Below are 16,049 nucleotides of genomic sequence, written 5' to 3'. Positions count from 1 at the left end.
GTGCTAACATGGGATGGAGAGGCTACCATTTCTTTCTCATCGAGGGATGCGACATGAACAAGAGACTTCAGGGGATTTTGCTCGTTCTTCTTTCCGCCGCCGGATTCGGTCTCATGCCTTTTTTTGCGGTCGGAGCGTATGAACACGGCGTTACCGTCCAAACACTGCTCCTGCTTCGTTTCATTTTCGCGACATTGTTCTTCTTCGGTCTGATCCGGGTCCGCCGGGAAACATGGAAACCGACCAAAAAGCACCTCAAGAGCTTCTTTCTGCTCGGCGGCGTGATGTACATGCTGCAATCCACGCTGTATTTCACGTCGGTGAAATGGATTCCCTCATCTCTGGCGGCACTCTTGCTTTACACCTATCCTGCTTTTGTCTGTCTGCTGGCGATCAAGACGGAAAAGCGCCCGCTTCGCCTGAACACGGCATTGGCGGTGATCCTGTCGTTTGCCGGCATCGGTCTCGTGTTGGGGGCTCCCCAAGGAACCATCCGCCCGGAAGGCATCCTGGCCGCATTGGGCGCCGCCGTCGTCTATTCACTGTACATCACGGTGGGCAACCGCGTCGTGTCGGAAGCCCCGTCCCTGGTCACCAGTGCATATGTGTCCCTGTTTGCTTCAGGCTCGATTTTCTTGTCCGGACTGCTTTTCGGAGAGCTCAAGTTTGACTTTGAAGCGCAGGCTTGGCCGTATATCCTGGGAGTTTCCCTGTTCTCCACGGTGATCGCCATGCTCACCTTTTTCCTGGGCATGAGCAAAATCGGATCCACACAGGCATCCATTCTCAGCACGTTTGAACCCTTGGTCACCATCGGGGTGGCCGTGGCTTTCATGGATGAAACGATGCGTCCTCTCGCCTGGCTGGGCTCCATCCTCGTCTTGTCCGCCGCCGTCTTGTCCGTGTCGGACAAGCAAGAGGATCACGCGGCTCCGGAATCGGCCGGTCCTCCATCCCCCGACCGGGCAGCCCCTCATCAGGCGGGAAAAGACGCGCCCGAATTTTGAACGAACCGTTCCAAACTCTTCCAAACCACCACATAACGGATGACAAAAGTCCAGTTTTGTGATCCAACGGGAGATGTTCCGCAAGAAGCGAATCCCATGCGGAATAATCACAAAAAAATATTCAGTTCAGACTACACAAGGGACAGAAAATAATGTAAACTTGGTAGTGAAGACAGAAACCATCCGAGGGCATCTCACCAAAGGGGACGTACAGAGAAACAACCATTGGCGATCCCGATCCGGAGACGGGACGGTTTGATGGGGCGGCGAATCCGCGTTTGACACCGTGCAAAGCGGTTGCGCCTCTCTTGAACAGACATCCGAACAAGCAAAAACCCCTCCGAAGAGGGGACTTGCATGGTGACGAACGCCGGCCACGGCCGGCGTTATTTCATCTGTACGGCTCCGATCAAAAGCACGCATCCGGCTTCCGAAGCCGTTTTTTGGATCCAGGTCGCAATCCGTCATCGGACAAAACGGTCCACTTCCGCCCGAAGCCATCGCGCGGCCATCTTCGGATCTTCGGCGCCGGCCACCGCGGAAATGACGGCAATCCCGTCCGCTCCTCGCTTCATCACGTCCTCGACCCTTCCCGGGCCGATTCCGCCGATCCCGACCATCGGCAGACGAACACCTGCCCGCCGAATCTCCTCAATCACCACCGGCCCCCGAACCGGCCGGATGTCCCGTTTGGTCAGCGTCCCATGCATCGGACCCACGCCGAGATAATCGGCTCCGGCCCGAACGGCCTGCAGAGCTTCCTCCGCGTCATGGGCGGAAACACCGAGAATCTTGTCCCCGATCCGTTTCCTCACCTCTTCCGCCGGGAGATCTTCCTGTCCCACGTGAACACCGTCCGCGTCCACCTCCAGGGCCAGTTCCACGTCGTCGTTGACGATGAACGGAATTTTGCAGCGACGGCAAATCTCTTTCAATTCCAGTGCCAGACGCCGTTTGTCTCCGTCAACCAGCGCATTTTCGCCTTTTTCGCGAAACTGGAACATCGTGATGCCTCCCCGGATGGCGGCTTCCAACACGCGGCCGGGATCTTTGCGCACGTTCACGCTGCCCGCGACGAAGTAGAGTCTCAGCCGGTCCCGAAGCGCATCTTTCATCAGGAAGCTCCTTTCCTGCGCCGGTATGCCCAGTGATTGGTCGGACCATGACCTCCGCCGATGCCCAATTCATCCTCAATGGCCGAGCGGATGTAGGACTCGGCCAGATCCACGGCATCCGTCAGGTTGCTTCCCCTGGCCAGCCCGGCGGTGACGGCCGCGGCGAACGTGCAGCCCGTTCCGTGGGTGTGTCTGGTGTTGACCCGCGGATGATGGAATTCCACAAACACGGATCCGTCATACAGAAGATCGATCACCGTTTCTTCTTCTCCGTGTCCTCCTTTCACCACCACCGCCTTTGCCCCGAACGAGACGATCCGTTTGGCCGCTTCCTTCCGGTCATCGAGAGATCGGATGGTCATCCCGGTCAGAACTTCGGCCTCGGGAATGTTGGGAGTCACCACGGCGGCCAGCGGAATCAGGGAGCGAATCACGGCCTGGACCGCATCGGGGTGCAGGAGCGGAGCCCCTCCCTTCGCCACCATCACCGGATCGACGACCAACTGCTTCCAGCCGTATCCGCGAATCCGTTCGGCCACCGCGTCAATGATTTCCGCCGAGAACAACATGCCTGTCTTGACCGCATCCGGGCTCAGGTCTTCCGCCACCGAGTCGATTTGCCGGACAACCGCTTCCACCGGGAGGGGCCACACTCCCTGCACGCCGAGGGTGTTTTGAGCCGTGATCGCCGTGATGGCCGACATGCCGAAAGCCTCCAGCTCCTGAAACGTTTTCAGGTCGGCCTGAATTCCCGCGCCGCCTCCGCTGTCCGAGCCGGCGATCGTGAGTGCCTTGAAAACTGCCATGTTTGTCGCCTCCGTTCATCCCAGATAACGGTGACAAATGCTCCGCGCCACGGCCGGATCCCGGGTTCCGTGAACCAAGACCCGTCCGTCGCGAAACACGGTCAGCCGGAACGATCCGTCCACGAACGAAACCAGGAACGGATTGCTGATCACTTCCTTGCCCTGACGGATGAGCGACTCCGTAAGGGATTCCAAGTCCCGCCGGCCCGCTTCCATCGGCCGGATCTGCACACTGTCCCGTCCGCAAAGGACCGTGGTCCGGTTCTGCCGGCTCCGATCCAGATAGGGGTGGACGGCCCGGGCTCCGCAGGACGGACATTGTTCTTTCTTCAGTCGTGACACATCCATGGCATGATGCCTGTTTTCCCACAAGTCAAAGGCCAGCAGGGTCCCGCGCAGCGAATCACGGTCCCCCACCAGGAGTTTCAGTGCCTCGGTCACCTGATGGGAAGCCACGATCTGAACCGCCGGACTGATGATGCCGGCGGTATCGCAGGTGGCCCCGCCCATGGGCACCGTTTCCATCAAACAGGAGAGGCACGGCGTTTCGCCGGGGAGAATGGTGAACGTCATCCCGTAACCGCCGACACAAGCCCCGTAGATCCAAGGTTTGCGATGCTTGCAAGCCGCATCGTTCATGATGAGGCGCGTCTCGAAATTGTCCGTCGCATCCATGAGCACATCCGCTTCCGCCACCCATTCATCCAGCTCCGCCGCCGTCACGTCTGCAATCCTTGCTTCGATCCGGACATCCGCGTTGATCTGCCGGAGCCTCCTTTCGGCCGCCACGACCTTGGGCAGCCTGCTCCGGGCGTCTTCTTCCGTGTACAGGGATTGTCGTTGCAAATTGCTCCACTCGACGAAATCCCTGTCCATCAGGGTCAACCGACCGACGCCGGCCCGCACCAACATGTCCGAAATCGCGGTGCCCAACGCCCCCGCCCCGATGACCAACACGTGCGCCCGGCGGATCCGCGACTGCCCTTTTTTCCCGACGGGCGCAAACAAGATTTGTCTGGAGTACCGATCATCCAACGGGGCTCCATCCTTCCGAGGGGCTGCTCGCCGTGGCATACCGCTTTTTGGGAATCCGTCCGGCTTCATATCCGAGTCGCCCCGCTTCGATGGCCAATTTCATCGCCCTCGCCATCTTGACCGGATCTTTGGCCGAGGAAACGGCGGTGTTCAAAAGCACCCCGTCCGCTCCCAATTCCATCGCCAAGGCGGCGTCCGCGGGGGAACCGATGCCCGCATCCACGATGACCGGCACGGTGGACTGTTCGATGATCAGGCTGAGATTGAGCGGATTGACGATCCCCTGACCGGACCCGATCGGGGATGCGCCCGGCATCACGGCGTGCGCTCCCGACTCCTGCAATCTCCGGGCCAGCACCACGTCATCCGAAGTGTAAGGAAGCACGATGAAGCCCTCTTTGAGCAGCTCTTCCGTCGCACGGAGCGTCTCCACCGGATCCGGCAACAACGTTTTGTCACAGCCGATCACTTCCACTTTCACCATGTCGCACAGCCCGGACGCGCGGGCGAGCTTGGCGATTCTCACCGCTTCGGCCGCCGTCTTGGCCCCGGCGGTGTTGGGAAGCAGCTTGTATCGGGTCAGATCCAGCCGTTCCAGCAAGTTGGGTTGATCCGGTTGCCAGATATTCATGCGGCGGACCGCAAACGTGAGAATCTCCGCTTCGGAGACTTCCACCGCCTGCTTTTGCACATCCGGATCGGGGTATTTGCCGGTTCCCAGAAGCAGCCGGGACCGGAAGGTATATGGTCCGATTTTCAACATGTCAACCGCCTCCCACAAAGTGAACGATTTCAATCCGGTCTCCGTCCGAAAGACGCGTCCGGGGATGGTCCGCCTTCTCCAGCACTTCGCCGTTCCGCTCCACGATCACCACTTTGCCCGCGAGGGAAAAGTGACCGAGCAGATCTTCCACGGTGGTCACTTCTTCCGGAATGTGAACCGTCTCCCCGTTGATGCGCAGATTCATGACATCACCTCCACGTTGTTCCACCGATCGACGCGAAACGCTTCCAATGACGGCGGGACCGGCTTGTCCTCCGCCAAATCGGCCGCGATCTCCGCCGTGACGGGCGCCAGCAAGATTCCGTTCCGGAAATGACCGGTGGCGACGATGAGCCCCCCGATTTCCGGATGCCGGCCGAGAATCGGAAGGCCGTCCGGAGTCTGCGGGCGGATTCCGCTCCACGCACGCTCCCAGGAAGCCAAATGGATCGAGGGAAAAATGCGCATCGCTTTTTGCATCAATTCGGCCAGGCCCCCGAGAGAGATCCGTTCGTCAAAGGTGCCGGGTTCCATGGTGGCCCCCACCACCAGTCGTCCTCCCTCTTTGGGAACGAGGTAACAACCTTCGGCAAACACCGTGTGCCCGAGGAAGGTGGTGTCCGCCATCACGGAAAAGCATTCTCCCTTGACGGGAACCGTCGGGATGTGAACCCCCGCTTTGGCGAGCATTCCGCCGGTCCACGCTCCCGCAGCCACCACCACCCGGTCCGCATGAATCACGTCCGTCAAGGTTTTCACTCCGCGGACGGCGTTTCCATCCAGCACCAGTCCCGTCACTTCCACATGCTCGCGGATGATCGCTCCCCGCTTGACGGCGCTTCGGGCGAGTGCCCGTGTGAAGTCCGGTGCCGACACCTGACCGTCCCGCGGCAAAAACACTCCTCCTTGCACCAGCGGAGACAAACCGGGGACCCGTTGCCGGAGGCGCTCCCCGTCCAACCAGGCCACTTCCAGCCCCATTTCGCAGTGGCGAAGGGCCTGATCCCGCAGCGCCTCCGCCTCCTCGGCCGTCAAAGCGATTTTCACCATCCCCCGGTCGACAAAGCGGATGTCGATTCCCGAGAGCTCTTTCAGCTCCGCCGCCAGTCCAGGAAACATGGAGCGGCTCTTGACGGCCAGCCGAAGCAGCGGTCCGTCTTCCGTGAGTTCCGCCTGGGCCCCCAACATGCCGGCAGCCGCGGAAGAAGCCTTGGCGCCGACGCGGTCCCGTTCGAGCACAACCACCTTGTGCCCGCGTTCGGCCAATTTCCAGGCAATGCCGCAACCCATCACCCCTCCGCCGATGACGGCGACATCAAAGGTTTGTGCCATGTTTTTTCACCCACCTGTTCAGGATCGCGGCATACTCCCACGCCGCCTTCGCCGGATCGGGCCTCTCCAGAATGCCCGACATGACAGCGATGCCCGCCGCCCCCGCCTCAAGAGGGAGCCCGGCATTTTCCGGCAAGATCCCCCCGATGGCAATGACCGGAACCGGTTGGCGGCGAATGATGGATCCCAGCTCTTCCAATCCCCGCGGCGACAGGCCCGGTTTGCTTCGGGTGGGAAACACGTGCCCGTAGATGAGCCAATCGGCTCCGTCACGAACGGCCTCGTCCGCCTCTTTTTCCGAATGGACGGAGCGGCCCGCCCGCAGTCCGGGGAACGCGCGGCGAACGACGGACATCCGCAGGCTGTGCCACGCCAGCTGGACGCCTCCCGCCCCGATGGCCACCGCCACGTCCACCCGGTCATTGATGATGATTTTTTCCGGCGGTACGCCCCGCTCCGCCAACGAAGCGGCCATTCGGTACACCTCTCCGGCGGAGAGCGCTTTTTCCCGCAGATGAATCCGATCCACCAGCGGCGAGATCTCCGCCAATACAGGAACGACCCGTTCGGCGGGCTGCCTCCCCGTGGTGACCACATGAAGCTCCGGTCGTTTCACCCGCATTCCTCCTCCGTCACCGCTTCAGTCCACGGACCGAACATCCGGAACCGGCCACACCGGGAACTCCTTCCCGACCGCCATCGCCGCCGCGAACATTCCCAAGCAGACCACGGCCAACAGCAGATCATGTCCCGAGATGCCGGTCCGGTAATAATACGTCCGGCCCCCCTCGCAAAACCGCTTCGCTTCCATCGCCACGGCGATCCGGGCGGCGCGCCGGATCCCCTGGGACAACAGGGGCACCGCATACTTCACGGTCACCCGCAGCAGGGAAAGCGGCCCGCCTTTCGTCACGACTCCCCGCACACGGAACGCCATGCGCAGCGTCTGCAGCTCTTCGGCCAACATCGGAATCAGCCGGATGGCCGCCATCATGCTGTAAGCCAGCCTCGGCGGAAGTTTCAGCTGCTGCATGAGCGAATAGAAGAGGAGCACCGGCCGGGTGGTGAACGAAAACACCAGGCCGAGACAGGCGAACGCCATGGAGCGGAATCCCACGTGAATCCCGCGGTAAAAACTTTCCTCGGACACGCGGATCCAGCCCCATTCCCACCAGACGGTCTCCCCTTTGCCGAACATGATCATCGTCAGCGAAGAAGATACGACCACAAACAGCAGTGAGAGCAGGATCAGCGCCATCCACCGGAGCGGAGCGCCGCTCCACCCGACGAACAACAACAGGGTCCCCATCGAGAGCCAGAGCTGGACATTGGGATTGTGGATGAGCAAGGTGCCCAACATCATCATCGTGAGCAGGATCAGTTTCACGGCGGGATTGGCCCGGTGAAGCCACGTCTCCCTCAAATTCGCGTCGAAAGGCATGCGGCTTCCTCCTTTCCCCGGCCGTCCGTCCATGCCGCCGATCCCCCCGGCACTTTGTCCTCCGCCAATCTGCCGCTTCGGATCACCCAGATCCTCGTGGCCGCGTCCGCCATGATCCGCTCATCATGTGTCACCATCAGAATGGTGGTTCCCTGTCTTCGCATCGATTCCAACAGCTCCAGCAGCCGGAAGGTGTTTGCCGCATCCAGGCCGAACGTCGGTTCATCCAGCAGCAACACCCTTGGTTTCACCGCCACGGCGGTGGCGACGCTGAGTCGCCGCTTCTCTCCGGTGGACAACAAGTGCGGATGTTGCATCTCCTTGCCGTGAAGCCCGAACAGCTCCAGCAGCTCATTCACCCGGCGGTTCACTTCTTCTTCGGGAGCGCCGCTTCGCCGGAGCGCGAACGCGATTTCATCAAACACGGTCCGCTCGACAAACTGATGCTCGGGATTCTGAAACACCAGATTCACTTGCCCGGTCAAGTCGGCGACCCGCTCGCCGGACATTCCGGGCAGGCGGCATTCCCCCCGGGTGCGGATCAGGCGCATCAGGGCGAGGAGCAGAGTGGTTTTGCCCGCTCCGTTTGCCCCGGTGACGGCGATCCAATCTCCTTCCCTCACCTGCGCCGCTTCCACCCGGATGTGGGGCTCTTTCCGGCGGAATCCGCTGAAATCCCGGAGCACAATCACTTCCCGGTTTTCCGCGTTCCGGCCGAATCGCCCCGGATTTTCTCTCATCCATTCGTCCCAGACTCCGGGGTGCCAGATGCCGAAATGGCGGATCTCTTCCCGGTGGCGCTTCAACACGACATCGGGCCGGCCGTCCGCAAGGATGCGTCCGTGCGAATCGAAAAGCAGGATCCGGTCGACAAAATCCAGCACCCGGTCAATCTTGTGTTCCACGATCACCACGGTCCGGTCACGGGCCACTTCGCGAACCACTTCCCAGACTTCCCGCGTCCCTTCAGGATCCAGCATGGACGTCGGTTCGTCCAGAAACAGCACGTCGGGCTCCAGAGCCAGCACGGAAGCGATGGCCAACCGCTGCTTCATTCCCCCGGAGAGCGTGCCGATCCGGACATGGGGATCCGGGAGATGAAGACCGACCCGCTCAAGCAAATCGCGAATCCTCCCCGGCATCTCTTCCCGCGGAACTCCCAGATTTTCCAGCACAAAGGCGATTTCCTCATCCACATACGGCATGCAAAATTGGGTGTCCGGATCTTGAAAAACCATGCCCCACGAATCGGGAATCCGTTGCTCTTCCGCCTTGGCCGGAACATCGATGACGCGGGGAATCAATCCGCACATCACCCGAAGCAGCGTCGATTTCCCGCATCCGGACGGCCCGAGAAAGAGAACCTTCTCTCCCCGTCGGACCGTCACGGACAGATCCTTGAACAGAAGTCCTTCTTTGCCCGGAAACTTGAGCCTGAGCCCCTTGACGGAAAGTGCCGGTTTCATCTTCCGTCACTCCCGGTCCAGGGAGTCCCAATCTTCCCGGGAAGCGGGGCGAACCAGCCGGGTCACTCCGGTCGCATCCAGCGCGTTCACCAGAACGCGGGCGAACCAGCCGGCGATCACCAGCGCTCCGATCAGCCGCATTCCGATATACAGCGTCAGGTTCCAAGCCGCCAGTTCATCGATGTACCCTTTCCAGAAATCCATGATCAGGGACCCGACGGTGGAAGCGGCCGCGGCCAAAAACAACACCGGCAAGTCGTACCGCTTGTACCGGAACAGGGCAAAGATCAATTCGGCGAACAGACCTTGCACCAGTCCGTAGATCATCGTTTCCAGCCCCCACTCCGATCCCATGATCAATTCCCCGGAAGCAGCGGCCATCTCCGCCAAGACGGCCACTCCCGGTTTGCGGATGATCAGAAACGCCACCGCCGCGGCGATGAACCACATGCCGTAGAGAAACTGGTCCAGATGGAGCCCGAACGGCTTGACCGCGTAATACAGCGGTCCCCACAGCTTGTACACCACGCCGAACACGACGGAAATGACAACCGTCACGAGAATGTCCGTCAGCTTCAGTCCTTTGTTCAAAGTCTTCGCCCTCCTCCCAACATTCCGAACAGAACTCACCCGATTTTTCCGCGCGCGGCATCCGCCGGCCACGATTCCAGGCGCCACGCCATTTCCCAGAACATCCATTCATACCGGCTGCTGATCAGGAAGTGATCTCTCATCCGGTTTCGGGTCGCTTCCGAAGCCCGATCGGCAATCCGGTTCAGACAGCGGATCTGCTCCTCCACCAGCTGACGGAACCAGTCGCTGCCGTAGGCGGAGATCCACTCCCGGTAGATCGGCTCATCCGGCTCTTTCCCTTTCAGCCTTTCCCCGATCTCCATGTACAGCCAATAACACGGAAGAATGGCGGCAATGACGTCTCCGTACTCCCCCGTCCATGCGGCACGATACAGATGGGACGTGTATGCGTATGCCGTGGGGGCAGGTTCGAACGTTTCTTTTTCCTGCTCCGTGATGTTCAAACGATTCATGAAGCGCCGATGGAGGGACAGCTCGGCGTCACAGGTGCGCTGAGCGTGAAGGGCCATTCTCGCCGTTTCCGGGAGCGAATCCGCTTTGGTCGCCCCGATGGCCTGCACACGGGCGAAGTGGGAAAGATAGTAGGAATCCTGGAGCACATAGTGACGGAAACAAGCCATCGGCAAGCTGCCGTCCGCGATTCCCTTCACGAAAGGATGCTCGAAACTGGCTTGCCACACCGGATCCGCTTCCCGTCTGAGCCGTTCGCTGAATGTCAACAACAGATCCCCCTTTTCTCTTCTCGGCCCACCGACCTTCCGGGATCACCCAGACAAACAAAAACCGCTTTCTTCACGGGGAAGAAAGCGGTGAGCGGTCGATATGCACAATCCGGCACCCGAAAAACGTGCCTTCCGCCACTTCCCTACGCTGGTATGATCCAGATCAGGTTCCAAGGGTCTTAAAGTAACACTTTAATCTCAGCCTTTCACTAAAGGCCCCCCCAGTGGACTTTCCATATGAACTTGTGATTGATTAATACTTTCGTGTCCATATTAACACGTTTCAACTTTTTGTCAAATATTTTTTCTTGTCTCGAAACATTTCGAAATCATCGATTGACACCCGGCGAAAACCGGAATAGAATGATTGAAACCCATTATTATGACCTGGTTCTAAATGTTGATCACAAACTCTTCCACATTTTTCCTTGATCCCCATTCATGCAAGGAGGAATGCCCCGTGACTTCCGCGATTCCCGTTTCCCAAGCCCGCATTTCCGCCATCGGGACCCATGTTCCCGAACGCGTGCTGACCAATCGAGACCTGGAACGGTTGGTGGAAACCTCGGATGAATGGATCGTGCAACGAACCGGCATCCATGAACGTCGAATCGCCGCCAACGACGAATTCACGTCGGATCTGTGTGTCAAAGCCGTGGAAAACCTGGTGGAGAGACACCAGGTACGTTTGGCGGACATCGATTTTGTCATCGTGTCCACCGCCACTCCCGATGCGCCGTTCCCCAGCGTGGCCAGTCAGGTCCACCACCGCCTCGGTCTTTCCCGGACAGCCGGTGCGATCGACATCTCGGCGGCCTGTGCCGGATTTGTCCACGGACTCAATATGGCCAATGCGTTGATCACGTCGGAACAATGCCGCAAAGTATTGGTCATCGGCGCGGAAACGCTGTCCAAAATCACCGATTACACGGACCGCACCACCTGCATTCTGTTCGGCGATGCCGCCGGTGCGGTCCTGGTGGAACACGACTCCAAGGAGCCTTCCTTCATCCGCTCCGTCTCCACCACGGACGGTTCGGCCGGCATTCACCTCTATTGCTCCGGAATCGCCGATCGCATCGGCGGCAAACCGATCCTCCGCAACGGAAAACTGGTGCAAAACGGGCGGGAAGTGTTCAAAATCGCCGTCCATACCCTGGTGCGGGAGATTCCGCCCCTCTTGGCAGAGGAAGGCCTCACCCCGGGAGATTTGGACCTGTTCGTGCCGCACAGTGCCAACATCCGCATCATCGAAGCGGTCTGCAGCCGCATCGGGATCCCCATGGAAAAGGTGTTGTTCAGCGCAACGCGGTACGGAAACACCTCATCGGCTTCCATTCCGCTTGCCCTGAAGGACGGGATGGACGCAGGCAAGCTGAAGCGCGGCGACCTCGTCCTGCTGTCAGGATTCGGCGGCGGTTTCGTCCACACCAGCACGCTCATCCGCTGGACGATCTGACGAACCCTCCCGAAAGAGGCAAAAGACCGCATCCGTCCCGAACCGGGCCGTCCGGGATGATGCGGTCCTTTTCGTGTCATCTCTCTTTTCACGGAAATGTGCGGCATGCTCCCTCTTCACAATGACAAAACCTGCTCCAACGTCGGCAGGGAAGCGATGGCCCCGTAGCCCGTACACGCCGCCGCCCCGGCGCGGTTGGCAAACCGGACAAATTCCGCCAATTTCCCATGATGGCCCAATGCTTCTTCCAACCGCTCTTCCCCGGCAAACCGGTACAGCATCGCACCGACAAACGCGTCTCCCGCGCCGGTGGAATCCACCTGCTTCACCCGTACCGACGGAACCAACTCCATCCGCTCCCGGGTCGCCAAAAGCGTTCCGGATGCTCCCATGGTGACACACAACACGTCCGGACCGTGCCGCATCAGCACGTTTACCGCGACCATCGGATCCTTCACGCCGGAGACAAGCATGGCCTCCTCTTCGCTCATCTTCACAAACCGGGCATGTTCCAGGAAATGAAGACAATCCCGCCTGAATGATTCCAAATCATGAATCAGGGCATCGCGGTGATTGGGATCAAACGAGATGAACATTCCCCGATCCCGGGCGATCGAAAGCAATTGAAACACCGTGACGCGAAGCTCTCCGGGCAACCAGGCCGTGGCGGAGCCGAAGTGCAATATGTCTCCCGACCGCAACCGGGAAAGGTCGATCCGGTCAAGGGAATACTCACCGTCCGCCCCGCGGCAGAACACGAAATCCCGTTCTCCGTCCGCTTTGAGGGAAACAAAGGCAAATGTGGTGGATCCTCCCCGGTCGATCATCGACACGTCCACCCGTTCTTTTCGCAAGGTGTTCACCAGAAAATCTCCGAAGGGATCTTCCCCCACCCGTCCCATGAACACCGCTTCCCCTCCCAACCTGGCCACGGCGGCTGCCACATTGGCCGGCGCGCCGCCCGCTTTTTTCTCGAAGCGGCTTCCTTCCGCCAACGACACCCCGTGTTCGGTGCATACCCAATCGATGAGCAACTCTCCCACGCAAAACACACGCTTCATGCGGAAACCCTCCCGTTCCGTGTTGCCTTTCATCGATCAACCACATTTCCAGAGTACCTTTTCGGGCGATCTTCCGCATCCTCCGCGTGATCCTCTCCCGGCGCTTGGAACGCTTCGGCCGCGGAGTTCGATGGAAGGGACGGTCGCTTTCACCTTCTGAGCACAACCCTCACCCGTCCGCCGGACACGCTTGCCCGCAGATCCTTGTAATCCGGCTTCCCGCGCCGCCCCCACTCGTCCCACCACTGACGAAGGACTCGCCCGTGCCGATCATCGGAGACCAGCCAAACCCGTTCATGCAAGGCGGCCAGTGCAAATCCGTCCGCACTGCTGTAACCGATGCACCGACCGATCACCGGGTGATGGGCCGTGGTGAGCCCTTCCGGTGCCGTGGCCAACAGGAACGGGCGAATCGACGCCGCCGTTTCCCTGACCGGTGACGGCACCCCCTGCGCCGTGCGGAAACGCTGTCCCCAACGTTCCGGCTTGCGCCCCTTCATCCAGTCCGCGCCGGCCCAGGCCTGCCCTTCCCTTTCGCCCGTCTTCCACATGACGCCGTTCCGCGCCGAAGCAGACTCCGCCGACCGTGAGCCTTCCCACACGTCTCCGTCCGTCAGCTTCCGGTTTTCCTTCACAAACCGGCAAACCACCTGAGAGTCCGGGAGGGGCAACACCGAAAACGGAGCCACCAACACCCCGCCCTCTGCCAAATGCTCTGTCCATGCGTCCGGCAAACGGTCCAGCCCCGACCATGAAATGATCCGGTCATAGGAGGCTTCTTCCGGAAATCCCGGGGAGTCTTCCGCGGGTTCAAACCGGATGTCAGCCATCTCCTCCAATGGCGGATCCGCCTGAAGGGGATCCACCCGTCCTTCCGGTTCAACCATGGCAGACAAGAGCATGGACGTCCACTCCGTTCCACCGATCTCCAACACCCGGTTCCCTTTCTCAACGCGAAGTAATTGCAGCAATCGTACCATCTCCGCCCCGGCCGGGTGATCCGAATGATCTTTGTGACGTGCCGGCCCATCCACCACTTGGTCCATGCCTGCCCCTCCCCCGATTTGTTGTGTGCATTGTCATTCGGTTTTGCACAGAGAATTCCTTCTTCGAGGAGGAGGCTTGAAACAAGAAAAACCTCCGGGAAAAAACAGAGTTTTCCCGGAGGTTTCCGTTCGGATGATTCCGTCATTTACAGGTGGGGGCCACTTGCCCGTCCGACCCGGTGTAGACATATGCATCGGCAACATATTTTCCGCTGCCGATCCGGTTCCACAGATTGCTGGTCCCGAACGTGCCGGTCACGGTTTCACCCCGAACCTGACACTGGATGGTGACCGTGGCACCGTTGGCCACCTGCCCCACCACGCTGTAGCTGGTGCCCGGGCCCGAGCGGATGTTGAGCGGAGCACCGCTGGTTGTTTTGACCGTACCGGTTACGGTGCTGCTGCCGCAACTGTTCTTGCTGGTATAATTCTTTTGACCGTAATACAGGATTTGAGTTCCTTCCCACTTGATTTTCTGAACGGTTCCGTTGAGCCGTTGTTCATAGTGCAGGTGCGGCCCGGTCGATCCTCCGCTGCTTCCCACCGCTCCGATTTTTTGTCCCTTTTTCACGCTTTGACCGACGGAAACACTGAACGATTGGAGATGGGCATACCAAGTGGTCCAGCCTCCGCCGTGATCAATCACCACGTACTTGCCGTAGCTGGTGTTGCCCAGATCCCGAACCGTGATCACCTTCCCGGCAGCCGATGCCACCACGGGATCTCCGAGGTCATTGGCCCGGTTCAAATCCACCGCATACGTCGGATTGTGATTGGTCCGCGTCTCCCCGACCCACGTCTGGTTGCACGGAAACGGCATGGAAAAATTGGGTGCGGCGTCCGCCGAACGCGGGAGGGGAAAAACGGTGAAGGAAAGAATCATGGACAACACAACAGGAAGCCAATATCTGAAATTCCTCAAATTCACATCTCCTTTCCTGCATAAAATCTATTATTATTTTAACATTAGAAATATTATTATGTTTATTGATGATAGATTTTTATCGATCCCGCGACTTGATCAAACTTTTTTGGTCACAGCAACACGGCTCTCCCCGTGAATGCCCGTCCAACCTTTTCTACGAACAAGCACCATCCGGGCACCCGCCCGATACCATATGGTCAACATGACCTTCCGGGAGGGAATGCCGTGTTTTTTCATGTCAAGGAGCTGCAATTCGAAGCCAAGCCGGAAAGACCGGATCCGATTTTTGCCAAGAAGTTGCAGGAAATCCTGGGCGGGCAGTTCGGGGAAATCACCGTGGCGATGCAGTATTTGTTCCAAGGTTGGAATCTGAGGAGCAAAGCCCATTCCAAGTATCGGGACCTGTTGCTGGACACCGGCACGGAAGAACTGGCCCATGTGGAGATGCTCGCCACCATGATCGCCAGACTGCTGGACAAAGCTCCGGTCAAGGATCAGGAGGAAGCCGCCAAAAATCCGATCATTGAAGCTGTCATGGGCGGCATGAATCCCCAGCACGTGATCGTGTCGGGGCTTGGAGCCACTCCCACGGACAGCGTCGGGTATCCTTGGAATGCCCGATACACCATTGCCAGCGGCAACTTGCTGGCCGATCTCCGCGCCAACCTGACCGCCGAATCACAGGGGCGCCTTCAGGCGGTAAGGCTTTGGGAAATGACCGACGACCGCGGCGTCAAAGACATGCTTTCCTGGCTGATCGCCCGGGACAACATGCATCAAAACCAGTGGATGGCCGCCATTCGTGAGTTGGAGGAGTGCGAGGGTGACAACGTGGTTCCCACCACCTTCCCGCGCAAGTGTCAGATCCAGGAAGTGGCTTACACCCTGTACAATTTCTCCGCAGGCGAAGACAGCGCCAAAGGCCCTTGGGCTCACGGCCCCGCCCCCGACGGCCGGGGAATGTTCAATTATGTCGGCAGACCGCCCGCATACGGCGGCATTCCGAAGCTCCCTCCGGCACCTCCGGCGGTCCACGACACGCCCCGCCCTTGCACCAAATAAAAAAACCGACGGAAAATCGTCGGCATTGCCTGTTGACAAAGAAAACGTCAACAGGTTTTTTTGTCGACTGAAGTTCAAACGGTTTACGCTTCATGAAACGCAGGAAGTGGATATTCAGGGATGACCCGAAGCGGAAAAACGAGTGGGCGATATAATGACGATTGAAGGATTCGGTACCGGTTGGATCATACAGGATAAACCGGTAAGTCAAAGAA

17 protein-coding genes and 1 riboswitch are annotated in these 16,049 nt (G+C 59.4%); of the genes, 3 read left to right on the top strand and 14 right to left on the bottom strand.

Annotated elements, in window-relative coordinates:
* Positions 1 to 53 precede the first annotated feature (53 nt).
* Positions 54 to 1,007 carry a DMT family transporter gene (locus EG886_RS03610; protein WP_164491631.1) on the top strand — a complete coding sequence of 318 codons (954 nt, stop codon included), beginning with the start codon at positions 54 to 56 and terminating at the stop codon, positions 1,005 to 1,007.
* Between the two features lie 464 nt (positions 1,008 to 1,471).
* On the opposite strand, the gene thiE is transcribed toward EG886_RS03610, so the two are convergent.
* Genes thiE through tenA form a run of 11 tightly spaced genes read right to left on the bottom strand, consistent with a single transcriptional unit; the run spans position 1,472 to position 10,278 of the window.
* The gene (gene thiE / locus EG886_RS03605; protein WP_124726860.1) at positions 1,472 to 2,122 is read right to left on the bottom strand and encodes a thiamine phosphate synthase; all 651 of its coding nucleotides are present in this window, start codon (positions 2,120 to 2,122) and stop codon (positions 1,472 to 1,474) included.
* Positions 2,122 to 2,928, bottom strand: a complete 807-nt coding sequence (gene thiD / locus EG886_RS03600) for a bifunctional hydroxymethylpyrimidine kinase/phosphomethylpyrimidine kinase (RefSeq protein WP_124726859.1) — start codon at positions 2,926 to 2,928, stop codon at positions 2,122 to 2,124. Before thiD ends, thiE begins: the two co-directional genes overlap by 1 nt.
* Positions 2,929 to 2,943: 15 nt before the next feature.
* Positions 2,944 to 3,963, bottom strand: a complete 1,020-nt coding sequence (locus tag EG886_RS03595; RefSeq protein ID WP_124726858.1) for a ThiF family adenylyltransferase — start codon at positions 3,961 to 3,963, stop codon at positions 2,944 to 2,946.
* Positions 3,956 to 4,726, bottom strand: a complete 771-nt coding sequence (locus EG886_RS03590; RefSeq protein WP_124726857.1) for a thiazole synthase — start codon at positions 4,724 to 4,726, stop codon at positions 3,956 to 3,958. The genes EG886_RS03595 and EG886_RS03590 overlap by 8 nt, the downstream gene beginning before the upstream one ends.
* Position 4,727: 1 nt before the next feature.
* Positions 4,728 to 4,931 (bottom strand): sulfur carrier protein ThiS, encoded by a 204-nt coding sequence (thiS, locus tag EG886_RS03585; protein ID WP_124726856.1) that lies wholly within the window; start codon positions 4,929 to 4,931, stop codon positions 4,728 to 4,730.
* On the bottom strand, positions 4,928 to 6,058 hold the full coding sequence (gene thiO / locus EG886_RS03580; RefSeq protein WP_124726855.1) for a glycine oxidase ThiO: 1,131 nt from the start codon (positions 6,056 to 6,058) through the stop codon (positions 4,928 to 4,930). Before thiO ends, thiS begins: the two co-directional genes overlap by 4 nt.
* Positions 6,042 to 6,680: a thiamine phosphate synthase gene (locus EG886_RS03575; RefSeq protein WP_420894154.1), complete on the bottom strand. Its 639-nt coding sequence runs from the start codon at positions 6,678 to 6,680 to the stop codon at positions 6,042 to 6,044. The genes thiO and EG886_RS03575 overlap by 17 nt, the downstream gene beginning before the upstream one ends.
* Positions 6,681 to 6,698: 18 nt before the next feature.
* The gene (locus EG886_RS03570; protein WP_124726853.1) at positions 6,699 to 7,499 is read right to left on the bottom strand and encodes an energy-coupling factor transporter transmembrane component T family protein; all 801 of its coding nucleotides are present in this window, start codon (positions 7,497 to 7,499) and stop codon (positions 6,699 to 6,701) included.
* Entirely contained in the window at positions 7,478 to 8,965 is a 1,488-nt protein-coding gene (locus EG886_RS03565; RefSeq protein ID WP_124726852.1) for an ABC transporter ATP-binding protein, read from the bottom strand. Before EG886_RS03565 ends, EG886_RS03570 begins: the two co-directional genes overlap by 22 nt.
* A 6-nt stretch (positions 8,966 to 8,971) precedes the next feature.
* Complete coding sequence (locus EG886_RS03560; RefSeq protein WP_241154360.1) at positions 8,972 to 9,556, bottom strand: ECF transporter S component; 585 nt, start codon at positions 9,554 to 9,556, stop codon at positions 8,972 to 8,974.
* Positions 9,557 to 9,591: 35 nt separating this feature from the next.
* Complete coding sequence (tenA, locus tag EG886_RS03555) at positions 9,592 to 10,278, bottom strand: thiaminase II (protein ID WP_124726850.1); 687 nt, start codon at positions 10,276 to 10,278, stop codon at positions 9,592 to 9,594.
* 126 nt (positions 10,279 to 10,404) lie between these two features.
* Positions 10,405 to 10,514: riboswitch (TPP riboswitch) on the bottom strand.
* Between the two features lie 227 nt (positions 10,515 to 10,741).
* Between tenA and EG886_RS03550 the strand changes: the two genes are divergently transcribed.
* On the top strand, positions 10,742 to 11,740 hold the full coding sequence (locus EG886_RS03550; protein WP_241154359.1) for a ketoacyl-ACP synthase III: 999 nt from the start codon (positions 10,742 to 10,744) through the stop codon (positions 11,738 to 11,740).
* A 116-nt stretch (positions 11,741 to 11,856) separates the two neighbouring features.
* Here the strand turns inward: EG886_RS03550 and EG886_RS03545 are convergent, their stop codons facing one another.
* From EG886_RS03545 to EG886_RS13920, 3 genes are all read right to left on the bottom strand, one after another.
* The gene (locus EG886_RS03545) at positions 11,857 to 12,801 is read right to left on the bottom strand and encodes a carbohydrate kinase family protein (RefSeq protein ID WP_124726848.1); all 945 of its coding nucleotides are present in this window, start codon (positions 12,799 to 12,801) and stop codon (positions 11,857 to 11,859) included.
* A 149-nt stretch (positions 12,802 to 12,950) separates the two neighbouring features.
* Complete coding sequence (locus EG886_RS03540; protein WP_124726847.1) at positions 12,951 to 13,847, bottom strand: protein-L-isoaspartate O-methyltransferase family protein; 897 nt, start codon at positions 13,845 to 13,847, stop codon at positions 12,951 to 12,953.
* 142 nt (positions 13,848 to 13,989) lie between these two features.
* Entirely contained in the window at positions 13,990 to 14,769 is a 780-nt protein-coding gene (locus EG886_RS13920) for a peptidoglycan DD-metalloendopeptidase family protein (protein WP_241154358.1), read from the bottom strand.
* A 228-nt stretch (positions 14,770 to 14,997) separates the two neighbouring features.
* On the opposite strand from EG886_RS13920, the gene EG886_RS03530 reads away from it, so the two are divergent.
* A complete protein-coding gene (locus tag EG886_RS03530; RefSeq protein ID WP_124726846.1) occupies positions 14,998 to 15,834 on the top strand; it encodes a manganese catalase in 837 nt (278 codons plus the stop codon).
* Positions 15,835 to 16,049: the final 215 nt, after the last annotated feature.

This window comes from Staphylospora marina (assembly GCF_003856495.1).
Lineage (GTDB): Bacteria > Bacillota > Bacilli > Thermoactinomycetales > Thermoactinomycetaceae > Staphylospora > Staphylospora marina.
The sequence above is the reverse complement of the archived record's forward strand: the minus strand, read 5'-3'. Positions and strand labels throughout refer to the sequence as shown.